Raw genomic sequence first — 18171 nt, 5'->3', positions numbered from 1 at the left:
GCACCAGCGCATTTCTGCGCCGGGGTCATTGTGGCATGTACGGGCAGGCTCGTGCAAGTCGCCAGCGCGATGGCTGCCGCTGCTGTACAGGCATAGCCGTAGATGGCAGAATGCCGTACCAGATGCGATTCGATGGCCGCCTGCACAGCTCCCCAGCTCCAGGCGGTTTTCTTTTTGGTGGTCCTCATGCTGTGGCCTCCAAAAAGAACAGGCCCACGCGGTGCAACTCGCCCGCTTCGGTTTCCTGCTGCACCCATGCCATGCCGATCTTGCGGCCTTCCTTGTGGCGCAGCTCGTTGATTCGTGCATTGCAGTCGTAGCAGTCCAGGTGGCGTTACATTTCGCTGCTGGTGCAGGGAAACAGCGCAAGCGCCGCCATGATGCGCTGTCGCTGCGCTGCCGCGCTGCCGCTGGGGTAGGACTTGAGAATCTGCACCAACGCCTGCAGTTTCTCCGGCGTGGTGTGATGGTGCGGAATGCTGCTCATGCTGCACCCTCCGTCTGGCCTTGCAGCCAGGCTTGAATCGCCGTCAGGTCAAACAGCGTGACGCGGGTTCCGGCCTTGATCGGCTTGGGAAAATCGTCACGGGTTTTCGCCCAATGCCACAGCGTCGTTTCGCTGATCTTCAGGAAACGCGCTGCTGCTTTCGCCCGCTCATAGTGGGGCTGGGTGTCGTGGCTGGTGGTGACTTCACGCTGTGGCGCGTGAATCGGTTTGGTGGCTGCTTTCTGCATTGCCGTCTGATCCTTTCATGGAAGGACGGCATTGCAGGTTGTGCCAGTTGCTGCAATACCGCCCGATGAGGCACGGTATGCAGTTTCTAAGAGTGATTCCGCTATGTCACTGACAATAAAACAGGTCTACTTTTTGTCAGCAGTCATCTCGGCAATTCGATCAAGCGCGGCATCCATTTTTTTATCCAGTTCGGCCAACACATCGCGGTTCATGGCCTCTGCCCGCATTTCTTCAATTCTCCGGCCCATTCGCTCTAAAAAGGTTTCGTACACCTCCCCACGCTCTGCAGCCTCCTTTCTCGCCTCAGCATCAAAACGGGCGCCCATTCGCAAAAATTCACGCCGCTGGTCTCTCTCCTCCTTAGTTTTTGGCAAGTGTGTGCTGTGATCTTTGACGATACGCGCAAGGTGACGCTCACCCTTATGGTGACGCTTTACCAGCTCATCCATCGTTTCCTGATATGTCATCCCGTCATCGCGCATATCGAAAAATTCCCACGCGATGAGGGTTTTATCTATATGAGCGTCATCGTGCTTTGGCCTTCCCGCTTTGGAATAAGGCAGCCGCCCTGTTAGAACGATTTCGACCATCAGCAAATTCATTACCTGCTGGAAAAGCGGATGGATTGCGCCGTCATCCAGAACCAGCCCCGCGAGTATGTGGAATGCCTGCTGTTCCGCGCCGTTTTCCCCGTCAGCTATCGCTGTCAGCGCTAATTGCTGCTGCGCCCATATATTGGTTCTTCGGAAGTGCGCCAAGTCGATCTTGTGATGCGCCATATTCACCCCAACACCCCGCACAAGGTGCCAGCCCCCGCCTGCCGGGGTGTGTGCAGGTCTGGCCGTGGGGATCAATCCACGGTAGGGGCTGGCAATCGTTCGCCCATGGTGGGCTGTATAAGCGTCCAGTGTAGCGGGTTGACAATAGAAGGCCAACAGAATGTAAGGACGTTTGATAGGGCATACCGTTTTCAGTATGATGTCCTATCAAAATGATAGGTAAGCGTGGCCGATCCAAGCATCCCCCAACTTGAAAAACACATCCGCAGAATGGCCGCAGACAGTGCCAATGTGGCATTCACTGATCATGCAGATGTGCGAATGCGCCAGCGCCACGTCAACCGCCCCATGGTGTTCGATGTGCTGCTGCAGGGGCGCATGAATCTGCCGCCCGAACCAGACATCAGACATGGGGGGCTCAACTGCCGCATGGTGCGCTATGTGGCAGGCATGAACGTAGCGGTAGTGGTGAACGTGGAGTATCCCGCCCCGGAATTGGTCATCGTGACCGTGATTGACATAACGAAGGAATAGCCATGATCCAGTACAAAGACGGCGGCCTGCGCAATGTATGGCTTGCAAATGGGTATGAAGTGCGTATGACGCGCTTTGGCGAAGCCGTGGCGATTCACGATCAAGAAGGACTGACCAAAGCGGTGTGTTTGGCGCTCACCAAGAAGCCCAGCCACATGACTGGTGCTGAATTTCGCTATGTGCGCAGCGCTGGCATGCTGGCCTCGCAATCGGCATTGGGCCACCTTCTGGACGTTGACGCGCAGACTGTTGCCCGCTGGGAAAAGGACTGCAAGGTGCCGCGCTGGGCAGACAAGCTGCTGCGTCTGCTCTACGCTGCTCATGCCGAAGGCAACGTGCCGATTCGGCGGGTGATGGAGCGCACCAACCAAGTGGAGCGGCTGGTAAACCAGAAGATCGTCATCCAGGAATCGCGCAAGGGCTGGGAAAGCACCATTGAAGATTGCGATCAAGTGCCCGCCTGATCCCGCCCAGCCCCACAGCAGCCGCCATCGTGCGGCTTTTCTTTTGCCTGCAACACCAGGTGCAGGGACTAGCTTCGGCTGGATGGTGCCGCTCCCGATATGCAGATTCGCACATCGCCCTGCCGATGCTCAAATCTGTGCATCGGTCTTTTTATAGGCGTATGCGTTCGGTGAACCCATCTTGAGTCGAGGACGGTAATCGACGATCGTCCCCACGAAGGAGATCGTGGGGACGATGGAACGATTGATCGATGGACAGCGCCGACTGCGGCGCGAGTACAGCGCTGATTTCAAGGCGCTGGTGTTGGCTCAAACCCGTGGGCCGGGTGCATCTGTGGCCGGTGTAGCCTTGAGTCACGGCCTGCACCCGAATATGGTGCACCGCTGGTTACGCGAAGAGCGCTTGACGGGTACACACGTCCAGCAGCAACTGCCGGCCTTCGTTGCCCTACCTGTTCCGACGGGCGTCAGCGATGTTCGCGTTGCTCAGACGGCAGGGGCTGCCTCGGGCGCGGAGGGCGAGTTCATTCGTATCGAACTGCAGCGTACCGGCGCCACCATCACGATTACCTGGCCGGTGACGGTGGCTGCTCAATGCGCCCAGGCACTGCGTGAGTTGCTGCGATGATCCGTATTGATGCCCTTTGGCTGGCCACCGAGCCGCTGGACATGCGCGCCGGAACGGAATCGGCTCTGGCCCGCGTGGTGGCGGTCTTCGGTGCTGCACGCCCGCATCACGCCTACCTGTTTGCCAACCGGAGAGCCAACCGCATGAAGGTTCTGGTGCACGATGGTATTGGTGTGTGGCTGGCGGCGCGGCGCCTGAATAGCGGCAAATTCGTCTGGCCGCGTGAGGGGGCATTGATCGCCAATCTCAGCCGCTCGCAGTTCGACGCTCTGGTGCTCGGGTTGCCTTGGCAGCGCCTGGGCGATGGTGGCGTCATCACCATGCTCTGAATCTGATCGCAGGCCTGCTGCCTGCCAATCGGTGCATGTGCCAATGGCGTGGCGTTGCCGGCGCTGGCACAGTCATGCCCATGGTGGTCGAGCCGCAATCCCTTGATAGTCTGAGTCCCGAGCAACTGCGCTCGGCGCTGCTGTCCATGCTGCAAGCCGCTGCTGCCAAGGACCAGGAACTGGCCTTCAAGCAGACCCTCATCGACAAGCTCACGCACGAGAACGCGCTCTTGAAGCGCATGAAGTTCGCCGCCCAGTCAGAGCGCTTCAGCCCTGAGCAGAAGAGCCTGCTCGACGACGAGATCGAAGCGGACCTGGCGGCCGTGGCCAGCGAGATCGACGGGCTGTCGCAGGCGCAAACGCCGACTACCCCCGAGAAGAAACAAGCCAAGCGCTTGCCACTGCCCGCCCACCTGCCACGTCGCGAGATCCGCCACGAGCCCGCGTCCACCACCTGCTCGTGTGGCTGCCAGATGAAACGCATCGGGGAGGACGTGGCTGAGAAGCTGGACTACGTGCCTGGCGTGTTCAGCGTCGAACGCCACATCCGCGGCAAGTGGGCATGCGCCCAGTGCCAGAGCATTCAACAGGCGCCGGTCGACGCGCACGTCATCGACAAAGGCATCCCCACCGCCGGCCTGCTGGCCCAGGTGCTGGTGGGCAAGTACGCCGATCACCTGCCGCTGTACCGGCAGGAGGCGATCTTCGGCCGCGCCGGCCTGGCCATCCCGCGCTCGACCCTGGCGCAATGGGTAGGCACCTGCGGCGTGCGGTTGCAGCCGCTGGTCGATGCCTTGAAGGACGAGATCCTCAGCCACCGGGTGCTGCACGCCGATGAGACTCCGGTGGCCATGCTCAAGCCCGGTGATGGCAAGACGCACCGCGCCTACCTCTGGGCCTATGCGCCGGGGGCGTTTGAAGACATCAAGGCCGTGGTCTACGACTTCTGCGAGTCTCGCTCGGGCGAGCATGCCCGGCGCTTCCTGGGCCATGGCACCGACAAGGCCTGGAAGGGAAGTCTGACCTGCGACGACTTCAGTGGCTACAAGGCCCTGATCGCCAGCGGCGTGACCGAGGTGGGTTGCCTGGCGCATGCCCGGCGCAAGTTCTACGATCTGCACGCGGCCAACCAGAGCCAGATCGCCGAGCTCGCCCTGCAACAGTTCGCCCGGGTCTATGACATCGAGCGCGAGGTCAAGGATCTGGGCGCCGAACAACGGCAAATCGTTCGACAGCAGCAGACAAGGCCCATCCTGGATGCCCTGCACGAGTGGATGACACTGCAACGGCGACAGGTGCCCGACGGATCGGCAACCGCCAAGGCGCTGGACTACAGCCTGCGAAGATGGGATGCGCTGACCCGATTCGTGGGTGACGGACAACTGCCCGTGGACAACAACTGGATCGAGAACCAGATCCGGCCCATTGCCGTCGGTCGCAACAACTGGCTGTTTGCCGGTAGTTTGCGCGCGGGCCAGCGGGCCGCCGCCGTCATGAGCCTGATCCAGTCGGCGCGCATGAACGGGCACGACCCGTATGCCTACCTCAAGGAAGTGCTCACGCGGCTGCCCACGCACAAAGCCAGTCGCATCGACGAACTCTTGCCGCACCGCTGGCAACCAGGCGCCATCTAAGTCTCAGCCACGTCCGCCGGTGGCGGTCAACATGGGATCACCGCGCGCTTACTTATAGGCTCCAAAAATTCAGGTGTACCAAGGTGCCCCCGCGCTGGGGACTGTCCACTTTTGGACTGTGCTAAGCCCATTTTTGGGCTGAGCGCAATTTTGCGTTTTGCTGATCCTGCCGCATCTCGCGGCTCAAAATTGAGCCGCCAGAATCTGCACTGCGCTTTTTAGGGACTCAAGAAACCCGCCGCCAGCACCAGGTCGATGACGCCCTGACGTTTTAGGCTGGCGTCGATTCTTGCCGCCATTGGCGCAACCTATCAAAAACCGCACATTTCGGGGATTCCAGTAGGTGGGCCCCTGTGGATAACTGCCTCTGGTGCCGGATCGTTTGGTTTCCCGTTGATGTGCCTAAATGGTGGGCATTGTGCATAACATCGGTAAACCCGCGTCTGCATTGACTATTCCCGATAGTGTGCAGAAAGTTGTCCACTTTGCATACTTGATACAACGAGCGTTATGTTTAATTATGTGAATCTATCGTCAAATAAAGCACATAACCGGGAAAAAATAGCCTAGAATCACACCATGACGCAACACGCCTACACCCTTCAAGACTTCGACGCCCACCTGCACGCCTTGGGCTGGAAGGTTTCTGACTTCTGCCGCGCCACTGGCCTGCATCGCAATACGCCCAGCCGCTGGCGCACTGAAGGCGTGCCGATCCCGGAATGGGTCGGCAAGCATCTGGCTCTACTGCTGGAAGTGGAGCGCCTGCACGCCGCGTACCTGCGCCCGGCGAAAGATTGATCTTTCACCCACGTGCCTGTCAAAGGGCATTGGACATGGCATGAAAGAACCGCCTCGGTGAGCAGTTTTGGTGGGTTAGCTTACCGACTTAGCCAGCGGGGGTGATGCACAGGCAGGCGCAAGATTGGGCAAGCGCATCCTCGCATTTCGCTGGGAAGCCGGGGGAAAAGCCTCACGTAAGTGGCCGCACCTTAGCATCACCTCTGACGAAAATTCAGTTGCACATGGAAGAAGCTGTGATCCCCGGGAAATAGTGGCAGCATCGCGTCAGGATTTCCTGCCAAATATCGTTCTATGACATTAGCGTAAGTCGTATCAAAAACTACTAACTCCTCTTTGATGAACGTATTCCCTGCCGCGCTCCGTCTACCCAATCCCATGGCGCGTAAATTTATGCATCGCATCAATTTTTTATAGAGGCCGTAGCCCCCAGAGCGCCGCTTTTGCTCTTGGAACTGATAGTACAAACGGTCAACTTCCGAGCAACCAGATTCAGCCAAGAGCTGAACCAACTCAGCCTTTCTTGCCCCCGAACGAAAGGGAATGGCATTTTTTGCAAGAGTTTCCTTTAGCTCTGCCACGGTACGTTGTTCCAGCGCTTCCTCGCGCGACACCTGCACGCTAACCTTGGCGGGGTCTATCTCCCATACTTCTGGGAAATCAAGTGGAGTAGACAATCGGGCCTTGTCAAAAATGGTTCGCCACTCGGCAATCTCCAACCATGCCCATGGCCGTTCGGCAAAATACCGCTGAAAAACAGGCTCCATGTAGTTGTGCGGCAAGCCAAAGCCTCCACAGCTTTGCACCATGCTGAAAATCTCGCTCTTTTCTCTCTCTGATAGGCCTTGCACACTCTTCATCGTGTAGGTAAACGCAGCTTCTTCGCGTTGAAGCGTTACCTTTGGGCCTGCCGCGATTGCCAACTCTTTGGCGCGCTGCCGCAGCATTGGCTCTTGCTCACTCGCTTCTCTGGCGTCCACTGGTTTGCTTCCGAATATCTTTCTCGAAAACCAGCCAAACATTTCATCTCCCTACGGTGGATGGATGCTTGCATCTTACCCATTTACTGCGGCGTGCTGGCGGAGCAACACCACGCCATGGATAGCGCCCTGTAACCCCGCCTGTAACCCCAGCGTGTAACCCCTGTAACCCCAGCGTTTTGCCATGGGGTTACAGGAAAACATCAATAAAATCAATGCTGTAACCCGTGTAACCCGTGTAACCCCGAAAAACAAAGAGGGGTGGGGTCAAACATGCGGTCAGCCTGCCTTGCGCTTGGGCAGCACGATGACGTTATCTGCCCGGCGTGCCTGCAGGTAGTCGGCCCACCATTGCATCAGCTTGCCGCGCTGGGTCAGGTAAGTGGCATGGTTGTACGCTGCGCTTACTTCGTCGCGGTCAGAGTGGGCCAGTTGCAGTTCGATGTGGGCATGGTCAAACCCCTGCTCATGCAGGATCGTGGAAGCCAGCCCCCTGAAGCCGTGTCCCGTCATGGTGCCCTTGTAGCCCATGCGGTACAGCGCATACAGCACCGTGTTGTTGCTCATGTGCTTGCGTGGGTTGCTCTCATGCGGAAACAGCCACTCACTGCGCCCGGTGATCGTGTGCAGCTCTCTCAACAGCACCAGCGCCTGCCGTGCCAATGGGACGATGTGCGGGGTATCCATCTTCATTCGGTGTGCCGGTATGTCCCAGCGCTTGCCCACCAGGTCGAATTCATCCCAGCGTGCCCCGATCAAGTCACCAGTACGCACAAACGTCAGGGCCATCAGTTGCATGGCGATGCGCGTCAGGATGCTGCCCTGATAGTCATCCATGTCCCGCAGTAGCTGGGGCAGGTCTTTTGCCGTGATCCGCGCGTGGTGTTTGGCCTTGCGCTGCGGCAGCACGTCCGATGGCTTGATGAAGCTGGCCGGGTTGCTGTCCGTGATGCCATGCGCCACGGCATACCGGAATATCTGCCCGCAGTTCGATAGCGCACGCGCCGCCATGTCCAGTGCGCCCCGTTCTTCTACCTTCTTCACGATGGCAATCAGCATGGGTGCAGTCACCTCACCAATGGGCAATGCACCAACGATAGGAAACACGTCACGCTCCAGCCGCTTGACCGTGTAATCAATGGTGTGGGGTGTCTTGCCAATGCTCCACTGATCCAGCCAGCGCATAGCCACAGACTGAAAACTGTTTTCCAGCGTAGCCGCCCGCTGCAGCTTCTCCGCCTTGCGGTGCAGATTTGGGTCTATGCCCTGCGCCAGCAGCTCCCGCGCCTTCTCCCGCGCCTTGCGTGCCTGCCCCAGCGATACAGCCGGATAGACACCCAGCGCAAGCGTCTTGCGCTTGTCGGCAAAGCGGTAGTCCATGCGCCAGTATTTGCCGGATGCCTTCACCAGCAGGAACATGCCGCCGCCATCCGATAGCTTGTCACCTGCCGCGCTGCCGCTGTGCCGTGCGTTTTTTACTGCCGTGTCTGTCAGTGCCATAGTGCCTTTGTCGGTATCTGGGTGACGGTATCTGACGGTACTTTTCTGCCGCCTGCTGGCCGGTACCGTCAAAAGTACCGTCAAAGTGACGGTATGTCATTGTCCCTTGCCGGACTACTTCGGACAACAAAAAACCCGCAAGCCTAGGAGACATGCGGGTTTTCGGACTTCATCGGACTATGCCGGATTGAATTGTGGCGCGACTGGCGGGGATCGAACCCACGACCCTTGGCTTCGGAGGCCAATACTCTATCCACTGAGCTACAGTCGCACGGAAAGGAAGTCGCCAAAGTCCCGTATGTTGTGGTAAGCATGACAGGTTCTCTTTGGCAACGGGCAATTGTAGGTGTTTTTTGCAGCAGCGGTGACTATAATTGCCTGTCACTTTTAGTTTCCAATCAACACAGCCCTGAGGACGTTATGAGCCAGAACGCTCTTGATACATACAATGTTTCCGAGGCGACCAAGAACCGCCAGTTGGCGATTGTTGCGGCGCTCACCTTCGGCGCCCTGTTCGCCCTGCTGGCCGTGTCGGTGTATTTCAGCACCTACGCAACGCCCTCCTTCAACGCCCACAGCCCCGCTGCCCAGATGGCTGCCGCCCAGCGCATCCAGAAAGTCGGCAGCATCGAACTGCAGGCTGCTCCCGCCGGCGGTGGCGCTCCCAAGACCGGCGAAGAAGCCTACAAGGCTGCCTGTGCCGCCTGCCACGACGCTGGTGTGACCGGTGCTCCCAAGCTGGCCGATGCCGCCGACTGGGGTCCGCGTATCGGCCAGGGCGTGGAAACCCTGTTCAAGCACGCCATCGAAGGCTTCACCGGCGCCAAGGGCACCATGCCTCCGCGCGGCGGCACCACCTTCACCGATGACGAAGTGAAGCGCGCCGTGGTGTTCATGGCCAACAAGAGCGGTGCCAGCTTCGCCGAACCCAAGGCTGCCGATGGCGCGGCCGGTGCTGCTTCCGGCGCCGCCTCCGCTCCGGCTGCCGATGCTTCCGCCGCGGCTCCCGCCGCCGCCGCACCTGCCGCTTCCGCTGCAGCCCCAGCCGCTGCCGCTACCGCCGTCGCTGCCGGCGCAGGCGAAGCCCTCTACAAGTCCACCTGCCAGGCCTGCCACGTTGCGGGTGTAGCCGGCGCTCCCAAGCTGGACGACAAGGCCGACTGGGCTCCGCGTATCGCCCAGGGCGAAGCCACCCTGTTCAAGCACGCCATCGAAGGCTTCACCGGCGCGAAAGGCGTGATGCCGCCCAAGGGTGGCTCCACCGCCTCCGACGACGAAATCAAGGCTGCCGTCCAGTACATGGTCAGCCAGGCCAAATAAGCCCCTGCAGGCGGCCTTTTCCTAAGCCGCCCATCTCAGGCACCCCGAAGCTGCATGCCGGCCTCGGGGTGTTTTTTTGGGTGTCAGCCCGCGGCAGCCTGATCCTGCTGCGGACTCGGACGATAGCCGAAGCGCTCCGGCAGGCTGTCAGCCTGCACATCCTCCAGCGGCCACACCACAACCTCGACCGCCTGCGCCATGACCAGCGTGTCCAGCGTGTGCACCAGGCCCAGCCCGCGGTCCGTCGCCAGATAGACATGGCCGTGCTCGTCGCAGAGCGCACGCCCCACCTGTACCGGCTCGCCCGTATGCGTGCGGACGGCATAAGCGCCGCTCGCCTCCTGCTGCACCCGAAGCACCCAGGGCGCACTCTCCAGTTCCACGAACACCCGCTGCGGCCCGTTCTGGAAATACCAGCGCCCCTGTTCGTCAGCCAGGTAGTTGCGCCCGATGAACTCCCGCAGCTTGTCCAGCTGCACCACCGATCCCCGGCTCGCCGCGCTGCTGCCCGGCCCGCTGAAAGGCCCGGCCGCCTGCGCCGCAGCATCCCGCAGATACCAGTCCCCGCGCATGCCCAGGCCCAGCCAGCCATACGCATGGGGCACGTTCGGCCATTTCGCCATGGCCTGCTTCACCAGATCATCCATCACCTTCCTCCTGCGGGCCACCGGGCCCCTTGGTTCCGATTGTGGCGCAACTCGCCAGCATCCAGTCCGTCACGGCACGCGGCATGCCGAACAGCTGCCCCGGCCAGCGCCCCTCCACAAAGCCCACATGCCCGCCGCAGCGCGGCTGCCACAGCGTCACGCAGTCCGGCACTTCTCCCCTTGCCGGCAGCACCGAGTCCGGCACAAAGGGATCATTGCGTGCATTGAGCAGCAGCGTGGGAATGCGCAGGGCGCTCAGGTGCGGACGCGAGGACGCGCGCCGCCAGTAGTCGTCGGCACCTCCGAAGCCATGCAGCGGCCCGGTGAAGGCGTCATCGAAATCGAACAGGCTGCGCGCCCGCAGCACCCGCTGCAGGTCGAACAGATCCGGAAACTGCCTGGCCTTGAGCCGCGCCTTGTGCATCATGCTGGCCAGGAACATGCGCTCGTAGCTGAGGCGGTTGAAACCCCTGTGCAGGGCGTGCCCGCAGGCCGCGAGATCCAGCGGTGCACTGATCACCGCAATCGCCGCCGCACGCCCACGCGCGTGCTCCCCCTGCTGCTGTGCCCAGCGCAGCAGCGCATTGCCGCCCAGCGAAACTCCGGCCACGAACAGCGTGGCGTCCGCACCCAACTGCCGGTCCTTCCAGTCCTGCATGCGGCGCAGGATCCACTCCACCTCCTGCCAGTCGCCACTGTGATAGGCACGCGCCGCCCGGTTCGGCTCGCCGCTGCAACCCCGGAACATCGGCACCGCAAATGCCCAGCCCAGGCTGCGCGCACGATGCGCCATGGCCAGCGCATAGTGACTGCCGGAAGAGCCTTCCAGTCCGTGAAACAGCACCAGCAAGGCACGCGGCCTGCGGCCCTGCCCATCATGCCGCGCCGGCGCGGGCTGCAGCCAGTCGACATCCACGAAGTCGCCGTCCGGAGCCTCCCAGCGCGTGCGTACATAACGCGGCCGTTCGCCGCTCCATGCGCGCGCATACAGCGCCGGCCAGATGGTCTGGCTGTGTCCGTCCGGCAACCAGCGCGGGCAACGGTAATTGAACTCCATGCCCGCCAGCATAGCAGCCGCACACTTGCGGATGCCGACTACGTCACGCTGGCCGCAGTTGTCGGCGTATTCCTGCAAAAAGCACGAAAAGAATTACGCTATGCTTGCAATATTCTTGCACCCAACGGGGAGACCTCCACCATGAAACGCTGGTTCCTGATCCTGATTTCCATCCTCGGCCTGTTCAGCCTCAGCGGCTGCGGCTACAACCAGTTCCAGACGCTGGACGAACAGGTCAAGTCGTCCTGGAGCGAAGTGCTCAACCAGTACCAGCGTCGTGCCGACCTGGTGCCCAACATCGTCGCCACCGTCAAGGGCGAAGCCAACTTCGAACAGGAAACGCTGACCAAGGTGATCGAGGCCCGCTCCAAGGCCACCTCCATCCAGGCCACGCCCGAACTGGTCAACAACCCCGAGGCCTTCAAGAAATTCCAGGATGCCCAGGGCGAACTGTCCGGCGCCCTGTCGCGCCTGATGGTGGTGGCCGAGCAATACCCGCAACTGCGCGCCAACCAGGCTTTCCGCGACCTGCGCGTCACGCTCGAGGGCACAGAAAACCGCATCACCGTGGCCCGCAACAACTACATCAAGGCGGTGCAGGAGTACAACGTGCTGGCCCGCCAGTTCCCGACCAACCTGACCGCCATGATCTTCGGCTACAAGCCCAAGGCCAACTTCACGGTCGAGAACGAAGCTGCGATCTCTGCACCGCCCAAGGTCGACTTCGGCGGCGAGAAGAAGCAGTAACTCTCCTCACCGAGGCGGCACGCCCTCATGCTGAGCAACGCGCTATCCCTGCCGCACACTGTCCGCTGGCGCCTCTGGCTGGCGGGCCTGCTGCTGAGCCTGTGCGCCCTGCTGCCGGCGGCCTGGGCGCAGCAACTGGTCCCGGTTCCCGCGCTCACGGCGCGCGTGATGGACCAGACCGGCACACTCAGCCCTGCCGACAAGGCCGCCATCGAGGCCAAGCTGGCCGCCTATGAGCAGAAGCAGGGCAGCCAGCTGGTCGTGCTGATGGTGCCCACCACGCAACCCGAAGACATCGCATCGTTCGGCTACCGCGTCGCCAGCACCTGGAAGATCGGCCGCCGCGAGGTCGGCGACGGCATCCTCATCATCGTCGCCAAGGACGACCGGCGCATGCGCATCGAAGTGGCCAAGGCACTCGAGGGCGCCGTGCCCGACATTGCGGCCGGCCGCATCATTGACGACGCCATGAAGCCGCGCTTTCGCGCCAACGACTTCGCCGGCGGGATTTCCGCGGCCATCGACCAGATCACCGCGCGCATCGATGGCGAGGCCTTGCCGGCTCCCGGCAGCGCCCCCTCACAGTCCCAGGGGCAGGACGGCTTCGACTGGATGAGCGCCATCATGATCACTCTGATGATCAGCCTGATCGGCGGCAGCATCCTCAAGTCCATCATGGGCCGTCCGCTCGGCTCCATCGCAACCGGTACCGTGGCAGGCGGGTTCATGTTCGTGCTTTCCGGCGTGCTGCTGGCTGCCTGTCTGGCCGGGCTCGCCGGGCTGTTCATCGCTCTCGTCACCGGCATGGGGGGCGGAGGCGGGATGCTGCCCCCGGGCGGCGGTGGACGCGGCCGTGGCGGTCCCATCATTCTTCCCGGCCCGCCATCCGACTGGGGCCGGGGTGGCGGCTGGGGTGGCGGTGGCGGCTTTGGTGGAGGCTTCGGCTCCGGTGGTGGCGGTGACTTTGGCGGTGGCGGCGCCTCGGGAGACTGGTAAGCATGGTACTCAGGCGACTCTTCGGCAAACCCTCTGGCGCCTCTCCGGCGCCCTCCAGCACGGTCGCAGCCGTGCTGCCTGCGGACGCCCAGCAGCGCCTGTCCCTGCGCGTCTCGGACAGCGAGCGCCTGCACTGCGGCGAGATCCGCCTGTGCATCGAGGCAGCAATGCCGCCAAGCTACACCGAGCGCAATGCTCCGCCCCGCGAACGTGCGCTGTCCCTGTTCGGCAAGCTGCGCGTGTGGGACACCGAACACAACAACGGCGTGCTCATCTACCTGCTGCTGCAGGAGCACGCCATCGAGATCATTGCCGATCGCGGCTTCAACCGCCACGTGCCCCAGGCCGCCTGGGCACGCATCACGGAACGCATGTGCGAGCCCCTGCGCGAGGGCCGCTATGAAGAGGCGCTGGAGATCGCGCTGGAGGATGTGACGGCGCTGCTCGCCGCGCACTTCCCGCCCGACCCCCACCGCCCGCGCCTGAACGAATTGCCGGATGCCCCGGTGATCCTGGGCTGAGCGCAACCTCTGCTGCCTGCTGCCTGCTGCCTGCTGCCTGCTGCCACACAATAGCAACACAAAGAGCCGCGCATGAAAAAACCCTGTTCTTGCGAACAGGGTTTTCGGGTCTTTCAGCATCGCCGGCCAGGCCGGCGAAAGATGATCAACGCTTCTGGCGATACTTGCGCAGCGCAGCGATCTGGGCTGCCATCACAGCCAGTTCGGACTGGGCCATGGCAACGTCAAAATCGGTCTTGGCGTTGCGCAGGGCTTCTTCCGCGGCTTGCTGTGCTGCCTTGGCCTTGCCCTCGTCCAGATCCTTGCCGCGGATGGCGGTGTCGGACAGCACGGTGACAACGTTGGGCTGCACTTCCAGGATGCCGCCAGCCACGAAGACAAACTCCTCGTCGCCTTTTTCAGTCTGGATGCGCACGGAACCCGGCTTGATGCGGGAGATCAGCGGCGTGTGACCGGGCAGGATGCCCAGCTCGCCGCTCTCGCCCGGCAGTGCCACGAACTTGGCACGACCGGAGAAGATCGACTCTTCCGCGCTGACCACATTGACTTGCAGGGTGCTCATACACTACCCCTTATCAGCCGAGGTTCTTGGCTTTTTCGATGGCTTCGTCGATGGTGCCGACCATGTAGAAGGCCTGCTCCGGCAGGTGATCGCACTCGCCGTTCACAATCATCTTGAAGCCGCGGATGGTTTCCGACAGCGGCACGTACTTGCCCGGCGAACCCGTGAACACTTCGGCCACGTGGAACGGCTGGGACAGGAAACGCTGCATCTTGCGGGCGCGGGCCACGGTGAGCTTGTCTTCCGGAGCCAGTTCGTCCATGCCCAGAATCGCGATGATGTCACGCAGTTCCTTGTAGCGCTGCAGGGTACCCTGCACGGCGCGGGCCACGGAGTAGTGCTCTTCGCCGACCACGTTCGGGTCCAGCTGACGGCTGGTGGAGTCCAGCGGATCCACTGCGGGGTAGATACCCAGGGCGGCAATGTCACGGCTCAGCACCACGGTGGAGTCCAGGTGGGCGAAGGTCGTGGCAGGAGACGGGTCGGTCAAGTCATCCGCCGGCACGTAAACGGCCTGGATCGACGTGATGGAACCCACCTTGGTGGAGGTAATACGCTCCTGCAGGCGGCCCATTTCCTCGGCCAGCGTCGGCTGGTAGCCCACGGCGGAAGGCATACGGCCCAGCAGAGCGGACACTTCGGTACCGGCCAGCGTGTAACGGTAGATGTTGTCCACGAAGAACAGCACGTCACGGCCTTCGTCACGGAAGGACTCGGCCATGGTCAGGCCGGTCAGGGCCACGCGCAGACGGTTGCCCGGGGGCTCGTTCATCTGGCCGTACACCATCGCAACCTTGGACTCGCCCAGGTTCTCCAGGTTCACCACGCCGGAATCGGCCATCTCGTGGTAGAAGTCGTTCCCTTCACGGGTACGCTCGCCCACGCCGGCAAACACGGACAGACCGCTGTGCGCCTTGGCGATGTTGTTGATCAGCTCCATCATGTTCACGGTCTTGCCCACACCGGCGCCACCGAACAGACCCACCTTGCCGCCCTTGGCGAACGGGCACACCAGGTCGATCACCTTGATGCCGGTTTCCAGCAGTTCCTGGGAGGGGCTCAGCTCGTCGTAAGCGGGAGCCTTGCGGTGGATGGAAGCCGTCAGGGCCTGGTCGACCGGACCGCGCTCGTCGATCGGGTTGCCCAGCACGTCCATGATACGGCCCAGCGTGGCCTTGCCGACCGGCACGGTGATCGGGGCCTTGGTGTTGTACACCATCATGCCGCGACGCAGACCGTCGGAGGAACCCAGCGCAATGGTACGCACGATGCCGTCACCCAGCTGCTGCTGCACTTCCAGGGTCAGCTCGGAGCCTTCCATCTTCAGTGCGTCGTAGATCTTGGGCATCTGGTCACGGGCGAACTCCACGTCCACCACCGCGCCGATACACTGCACGATCTTGCCTTGTACTTGATTTTCTTGAGCCATCTTTTGCTCCAATAATTTAATGGTTACACCGCAGCGGCACCGGCCACAATCTCGGACAGTTCCTTGGTAATCGCAGCCTGGCGCGTCTTGTTGTAGACCAGCTTGAGCTCATCGATCACGTTGCCGGCGTTGTCGGTGGCGGCCTTCATGGCCACCATGCGTGCAGACTGCTCGGACGCCATGTTCTCGGCGACTGCCTGGTAGACCAGGGCCTCCACGTAACGGCGCAGCAGGTCGTCGATCACGCTCTGCGCATCCGGCTCGTAGATGTAGTCCCAGGAGTGGGCCTTGCCGCTGGCACGCGTTTCCGCGACCATTTCTTCGTGCGACAGGGGCAGCAGCTGCTGCACCACCGGCTCCTGCTTCATGGTGTTGATGAACTTGGTGTAGCTCAGGTACACCGCGCTCAGCTCGCCACGTTCGTAGGCATCCAGCAGCACCTTGACCGGGCCGATCAGCTTCTCCAGGTGGGGGGTGTCCCCCAGCTGGATCGCGTTGGCCACCACGGGGGCGCCGACGCGGTTCAGGAAGCCGAAGCCCTTGTTGCCGATCGCAACGGCACGGGTGGACACACCGGCAGACTGCAGGTCACGGATCTGGTTGGTCACCTGACGCAGGACGTTGGTGTTCAGGCCACCACACAGTCCCTTGTCGGTTGTCACCACGATCAGACCGGCGGTCTTGACATCGTTCTTTTTCATGAACGGATGCACATACTCCGGGTTGGCCATGCCGAGGTTGGCAGCAATGTCACGCACCTTTTCGGCATACGGACGGGCCGCGTGCATGCGATCCTGCGCCTTGCGCATTTTGGATGCGGCGACCATTTCCATGGCTTTGGTGATCTTCTTGGTGTTTTCCACCGATTTGATCTTGCCGCGAATTTCCTTACCTGCTGCCACGTTGCTCTCCCGTGATCACGCGAAGTTTTTCTTGAAGGCGGCGATGGCGTCGGCCAGTTCGGCTTCAGCCTTGCCTTCCTTGTCGAAAGCCTTGTCGTTTTCCAGCTGGGTCAGCAGCGCAGCGTGCTTGTCCTTGAGGTGGGCATGCAGGCCGGACTCGAATGCCAGCACTTTCTTGACGTCGATATCGTCCAGGTAGCCCTTGTTCACTGCGAACAGGGAAGCGGCCATCAGGCTGATGGGCAGCGGGCTGTACTGGGGCTGCTTGAGCAGTTCGGTCACGCGGGCACCGCGGTCCAGCTGCTTGCGGGTGGCTTCGTCCAGATCGGAAGCGAACTGCGCGAACGCAGCCAGTTCACGGTACTGTGCCAGGTCGGTACGGATACCGCCGGACAGGCCCTTGATCAGCTTGGTCTGGGCAGCACCACCCACGCGGGACACGGAGATACCGGCGTTGATGGCGGGACGGATACCGGCGTTGAACAGGCTGGTTTCCAGGAAGATCTGGCCGTCGGTAATGGAGATCACGTTGGTCGGAACGAACGCGGACACGTCACCGGCTTGCGTCTCGATCACGGGCAGTGCGGTCAGGGAACCGGTCTTGCCCTTGACTTCACCCTTGGTGAAGGCTTCGACGTAGTCGGCGTTCACGCGGGCGGCACGCTCCAGCAGGCGGCTGTGGAGGTAGAACACGTCGCCGGGGAAGGCTTCGCGGCCCGGGGGACGGCGCAGCAGCAGGGAAACCTGGCGGTAGGCCACGGCCTGCTTGGACAGGTCGTCATAGATGATCAGGGCGTCCTGGCCACGATCGCGGAAGTATTCGCCCATCGTGCAGCCGGAGTACGCGGAAACGTACTGCATGGCAGCGGATTCGGAGGCGGAAGCAGCCACCACGATGGTGTAGTCCATGGCTCCGGCCTGTTCCAGGGCGCGCACCACGTTCTTGATCGACGACGCCTTCTGGCCGATGGCGACGTAGATACAGGTCATGTTCTGACCCTTCTGGCTGATGATGGTGTCCACTGCCACGGCGGTTTTACCGGTCTGGCGGTCACCAATGATCAGTTCACGCTGGCCGCGGCCGATCGGCACCATGGAGTCGATCGACTTCAGGCCGGTCTGCACCGGCTGGTCCACGGATTTACGTGCGATCACGCCCGGGGCAACCTTCTCGATCACGTCCGTCATCTTGGCGTCGATCGGGCCCTTGCCGTCGATCGGCTGACCCAGCGCGTTCACCACGCGGCCGATCAGTTCCGGACCCACCGGCACTTCCAGAATGCGGCCGGTGCACTTGACCGTGTCGCCTTCGGAGATGTGTTCGTATTCACCCAGAATCACCGCACCGACGGAGTCGCGCTCCAGGTTCAGTGCCAGGCCATAGGTGGCTGCGCCATCCTTGGTGGCCGGGAATTCCAGCATTTCGCCCTGCATCACATCAGACAGGCCATAGATGCGGCAGATACCGTCGGTCACGGAGATGACGGTACCCTGGTTGCGCACATCGGTGGAACCCACCAGACCCTGGATGCGGCTCTTGATTTGTTCAGAAATCTCTGCGGGATTGAGCTGCATGACTCTTTCCTTCTTTCTTTAATAGCCTCA

At 61.7% G+C, this 18171-nt stretch carries 22 protein-coding genes and 1 tRNA gene; 10 read left to right on the top strand and 13 right to left on the bottom strand.

Going from position 1 to position 18171, the window contains the following annotated elements; genetic code table 11:
- Nucleotides 1-184 precede the first annotated feature (184 nt).
- The 4 genes from ACX36O_RS00215 to ACX36O_RS00200 form a co-directional block, all read right to left on the bottom strand.
- On the bottom strand, nucleotides 185-328 hold the full coding sequence (locus tag ACX36O_RS00215) for a helix-turn-helix domain-containing protein (protein WP_488360243.1): 144 nt from the start codon (nucleotides 326-328) through the stop codon (nucleotides 185-187).
- 6 nt (nucleotides 329-334) lie between these two features.
- Nucleotides 335-487, bottom strand: a complete 153-nt coding sequence (locus tag ACX36O_RS00210; RefSeq protein ID WP_488359880.1) for a hypothetical protein — start codon at nucleotides 485-487, stop codon at nucleotides 335-337.
- A complete protein-coding gene (locus ACX36O_RS00205; protein WP_213362244.1) occupies nucleotides 484-735 on the bottom strand; it encodes a helix-turn-helix transcriptional regulator in 252 nt (83 codons plus the stop codon). The genes ACX36O_RS00210 and ACX36O_RS00205 overlap by 4 nt, the downstream gene beginning before the upstream one ends.
- A gap of 126 nt (nucleotides 736-861) precedes the next feature.
- Entirely contained in the window at nucleotides 862-1515 is a 654-nt protein-coding gene (locus ACX36O_RS00200; protein ID WP_488359879.1) for a hypothetical protein, read from the bottom strand.
- Nucleotides 1516-1785: 270 nt separating this feature from the next.
- Here ACX36O_RS00200 and ACX36O_RS00195 point away from each other — a divergent pair, with 270 nt between their 5' ends.
- From ACX36O_RS00195 to ACX36O_RS00170, 6 genes are all read left to right on the top strand, one after another.
- A complete protein-coding gene (locus tag ACX36O_RS00195) occupies nucleotides 1786-2049 on the top strand; it encodes a DUF4258 domain-containing protein (protein WP_284069736.1) in 264 nt (87 codons plus the stop codon).
- A gap of 2 nt (nucleotides 2050-2051) precedes the next feature.
- Complete coding sequence (locus tag ACX36O_RS00190) at nucleotides 2052-2513, top strand: helix-turn-helix domain-containing protein (RefSeq protein WP_213362240.1); 462 nt, start codon at nucleotides 2052-2054, stop codon at nucleotides 2511-2513.
- A gap of 235 nt (nucleotides 2514-2748) precedes the next feature.
- On the top strand, nucleotides 2749-3141 hold the full coding sequence (gene tnpA, locus ACX36O_RS00185) for an IS66-like element accessory protein TnpA (RefSeq protein WP_488359854.1): 393 nt from the start codon (nucleotides 2749-2751) through the stop codon (nucleotides 3139-3141).
- Nucleotides 3138-3470 (top strand): IS66 family insertion sequence element accessory protein TnpB, encoded by a 333-nt coding sequence (gene tnpB / locus ACX36O_RS00180; RefSeq protein WP_213362054.1) that lies wholly within the window; start codon nucleotides 3138-3140, stop codon nucleotides 3468-3470. Before tnpA ends, tnpB begins: the two co-directional genes overlap by 4 nt.
- An 80-nt stretch (nucleotides 3471-3550) precedes the next feature.
- Entirely contained in the window at nucleotides 3551-5104 is a 1554-nt protein-coding gene (gene tnpC / locus ACX36O_RS00175; protein WP_488360242.1) for an IS66 family transposase, read from the top strand.
- Nucleotides 5105-5683: 579 nt separating this feature from the next.
- On the top strand, nucleotides 5684-5905 hold the full coding sequence (locus ACX36O_RS00170; protein WP_213362239.1) for a hypothetical protein: 222 nt from the start codon (nucleotides 5684-5686) through the stop codon (nucleotides 5903-5905).
- Nucleotides 5906-6102: 197 nt separating this feature from the next.
- Here ACX36O_RS00170 and ACX36O_RS00165 read toward each other — a convergent pair whose 3' ends face one another.
- The 3 genes from ACX36O_RS00165 to ACX36O_RS00155 all read right to left on the bottom strand — a co-directional run bounded on the left by ACX36O_RS00165 (nucleotide 6103) and on the right by ACX36O_RS00155 (nucleotide 8656).
- Nucleotides 6103-6927, bottom strand: coding sequence for a HeH/LEM domain-containing protein (locus tag ACX36O_RS00165; protein ID WP_213362238.1), 825 nt, complete (start codon nucleotides 6925-6927; stop codon nucleotides 6103-6105).
- 237 nt (nucleotides 6928-7164) lie between these two features.
- Nucleotides 7165-8457 carry a tyrosine-type recombinase/integrase gene (locus ACX36O_RS00160; RefSeq protein WP_371699287.1) on the bottom strand — a complete coding sequence of 431 codons (1293 nt, stop codon included), beginning with the start codon at nucleotides 8455-8457 and terminating at the stop codon, nucleotides 7165-7167.
- 123 nt (nucleotides 8458-8580) lie between these two features.
- Nucleotides 8581-8656: transfer RNA gene (locus ACX36O_RS00155), tRNA-Arg, on the bottom strand.
- Nucleotides 8657-8805: 149 nt separating this feature from the next.
- On the opposite strand from ACX36O_RS00155, the gene ACX36O_RS00150 reads away from it, so the two are divergent.
- Nucleotides 8806-9705 carry a c-type cytochrome gene (locus ACX36O_RS00150; protein WP_250131073.1) on the top strand — a complete coding sequence of 300 codons (900 nt, stop codon included), beginning with the start codon at nucleotides 8806-8808 and terminating at the stop codon, nucleotides 9703-9705.
- Between the two features lie 83 nt (nucleotides 9706-9788).
- Here the strand turns inward: ACX36O_RS00150 and ACX36O_RS00145 are convergent, their stop codons facing one another.
- Both ACX36O_RS00145 and ACX36O_RS00140 read right to left on the bottom strand, forming a co-directional pair.
- Nucleotides 9789-10352 carry a DUF2946 family protein gene (locus ACX36O_RS00145; protein ID WP_371686346.1) on the bottom strand — a complete coding sequence of 188 codons (564 nt, stop codon included), beginning with the start codon at nucleotides 10350-10352 and terminating at the stop codon, nucleotides 9789-9791.
- A complete protein-coding gene (locus ACX36O_RS00140; RefSeq protein ID WP_371698437.1) occupies nucleotides 10345-11409 on the bottom strand; it encodes a YheT family hydrolase in 1065 nt (354 codons plus the stop codon). The genes ACX36O_RS00145 and ACX36O_RS00140 overlap by 8 nt, the downstream gene beginning before the upstream one ends.
- Nucleotides 11410-11550: 141 nt before the next feature.
- On the opposite strand from ACX36O_RS00140, the gene ACX36O_RS00135 reads away from it, so the two are divergent.
- The 3 genes from ACX36O_RS00135 to ACX36O_RS00125 are packed head-to-tail and all read left to right on the top strand — an operon-like array spanning nucleotide 11551 to nucleotide 13673.
- A complete protein-coding gene (locus ACX36O_RS00135) occupies nucleotides 11551-12156 on the top strand; it encodes a LemA family protein (protein WP_371686344.1) in 606 nt (201 codons plus the stop codon).
- A gap of 27 nt (nucleotides 12157-12183) precedes the next feature.
- Complete coding sequence (locus tag ACX36O_RS00130) at nucleotides 12184-13152, top strand: TPM domain-containing protein (RefSeq protein WP_488359878.1); 969 nt, start codon at nucleotides 12184-12186, stop codon at nucleotides 13150-13152.
- A gap of 2 nt (nucleotides 13153-13154) precedes the next feature.
- Nucleotides 13155-13673: a TPM domain-containing protein gene (locus ACX36O_RS00125; RefSeq protein ID WP_371686342.1), complete on the top strand. Its 519-nt coding sequence runs from the start codon at nucleotides 13155-13157 to the stop codon at nucleotides 13671-13673.
- 145 nt (nucleotides 13674-13818) lie between these two features.
- On the opposite strand, the gene ACX36O_RS00120 is transcribed toward ACX36O_RS00125, so the two are convergent.
- The 4 genes from ACX36O_RS00120 to atpA are packed head-to-tail and all read right to left on the bottom strand — an operon-like array spanning nucleotide 13819 to nucleotide 18141.
- Complete coding sequence (locus ACX36O_RS00120; protein WP_213362231.1) at nucleotides 13819-14235, bottom strand: F0F1 ATP synthase subunit epsilon; 417 nt, start codon at nucleotides 14233-14235, stop codon at nucleotides 13819-13821.
- 13 nt (nucleotides 14236-14248) lie between these two features.
- Nucleotides 14249-15664 carry a F0F1 ATP synthase subunit beta gene (gene atpD / locus ACX36O_RS00115; RefSeq protein ID WP_213362230.1) on the bottom strand — a complete coding sequence of 472 codons (1416 nt, stop codon included), beginning with the start codon at nucleotides 15662-15664 and terminating at the stop codon, nucleotides 14249-14251.
- Between the two features lie 23 nt (nucleotides 15665-15687).
- A complete protein-coding gene (atpG, locus tag ACX36O_RS00110) occupies nucleotides 15688-16566 on the bottom strand; it encodes a F0F1 ATP synthase subunit gamma (RefSeq protein ID WP_213362228.1) in 879 nt (292 codons plus the stop codon).
- Between the two features lie 15 nt (nucleotides 16567-16581).
- Nucleotides 16582-18141, bottom strand: a complete 1560-nt coding sequence (gene atpA / locus ACX36O_RS00105; protein WP_091818190.1) for a F0F1 ATP synthase subunit alpha — start codon at nucleotides 18139-18141, stop codon at nucleotides 16582-16584.
- Between the last annotated feature and the right edge of the window lie 30 nt (nucleotides 18142-18171).

This window comes from Brachymonas sp. KE5 (genome assembly GCF_057773645.1).
This window is presented reverse-complemented; position numbering and strand designations above follow the sequence as displayed.

Excerpts from the sequence above, each read along its gene's own strand:
- ACX36O_RS00145 (WP_371686346.1), bottom strand. The coding sequence starts at position 10,352 with ATGGATGATCTGGTGAAGCAGGCCATGGCGAAATGGCCGAACGTGCCC.
- ACX36O_RS00170 (WP_213362239.1), top strand. The coding sequence starts at position 5,684 with ATGACGCAACACGCCTACACCCTTCAAGACTTCGACGCCCACCTGCAC.
- tnpA (WP_488359854.1), top strand. The coding sequence starts at position 2,749 with ATGGAACGATTGATCGATGGACAGCGCCGACTGCGGCGCGAGTACAGC.
- tnpC (WP_488360242.1), top strand. The coding sequence starts at position 3,551 with ATGGTGGTCGAGCCGCAATCCCTTGATAGTCTGAGTCCCGAGCAACTG.
- ACX36O_RS00205 (WP_213362244.1), bottom strand. The coding sequence starts at position 735 with ATGCAGAAAGCAGCCACCAAACCGATTCACGCGCCACAGCGTGAAGTC.
- atpA (WP_091818190.1), bottom strand. The coding sequence starts at position 18,141 with ATGCAGCTCAATCCCGCAGAGATTTCTGAACAAATCAAGAGCCGCATC.
- tnpB (WP_213362054.1), top strand. The coding sequence starts at position 3,138 with ATGATCCGTATTGATGCCCTTTGGCTGGCCACCGAGCCGCTGGACATG.
- ACX36O_RS00210 (WP_488359880.1), bottom strand. The coding sequence starts at position 487 with ATGAGCAGCATTCCGCACCATCACACCACGCCGGAGAAACTGCAGGCG.
- ACX36O_RS00140 (WP_371698437.1), bottom strand. The coding sequence starts at position 11,409 with ATGGAGTTCAATTACCGTTGCCCGCGCTGGTTGCCGGACGGACACAGC.
- ACX36O_RS00130 (WP_488359878.1), top strand. The coding sequence starts at position 12,184 with ATGCTGAGCAACGCGCTATCCCTGCCGCACACTGTCCGCTGGCGCCTC.
- ACX36O_RS00135 (WP_371686344.1), top strand. The coding sequence starts at position 11,551 with ATGAAACGCTGGTTCCTGATCCTGATTTCCATCCTCGGCCTGTTCAGC.
- ACX36O_RS00165 (WP_213362238.1), bottom strand. The coding sequence starts at position 6,927 with ATGTTTGGCTGGTTTTCGAGAAAGATATTCGGAAGCAAACCAGTGGAC.
- ACX36O_RS00200 (WP_488359879.1), bottom strand. The coding sequence starts at position 1,515 with ATGGCGCATCACAAGATCGACTTGGCGCACTTCCGAAGAACCAATATA.
- ACX36O_RS00120 (WP_213362231.1), bottom strand. The coding sequence starts at position 14,235 with ATGAGCACCCTGCAAGTCAATGTGGTCAGCGCGGAAGAGTCGATCTTC.
- ACX36O_RS00190 (WP_213362240.1), top strand. The coding sequence starts at position 2,052 with ATGATCCAGTACAAAGACGGCGGCCTGCGCAATGTATGGCTTGCAAAT.
- ACX36O_RS00125 (WP_371686342.1), top strand. The coding sequence starts at position 13,155 with ATGGTACTCAGGCGACTCTTCGGCAAACCCTCTGGCGCCTCTCCGGCG.
- ACX36O_RS00195 (WP_284069736.1), top strand. The coding sequence starts at position 1,786 with ATGGCCGCAGACAGTGCCAATGTGGCATTCACTGATCATGCAGATGTG.
- atpD (WP_213362230.1), bottom strand. The coding sequence starts at position 15,664 with ATGGCTCAAGAAAATCAAGTACAAGGCAAGATCGTGCAGTGTATCGGC.
- ACX36O_RS00150 (WP_250131073.1), top strand. The coding sequence starts at position 8,806 with ATGAGCCAGAACGCTCTTGATACATACAATGTTTCCGAGGCGACCAAG.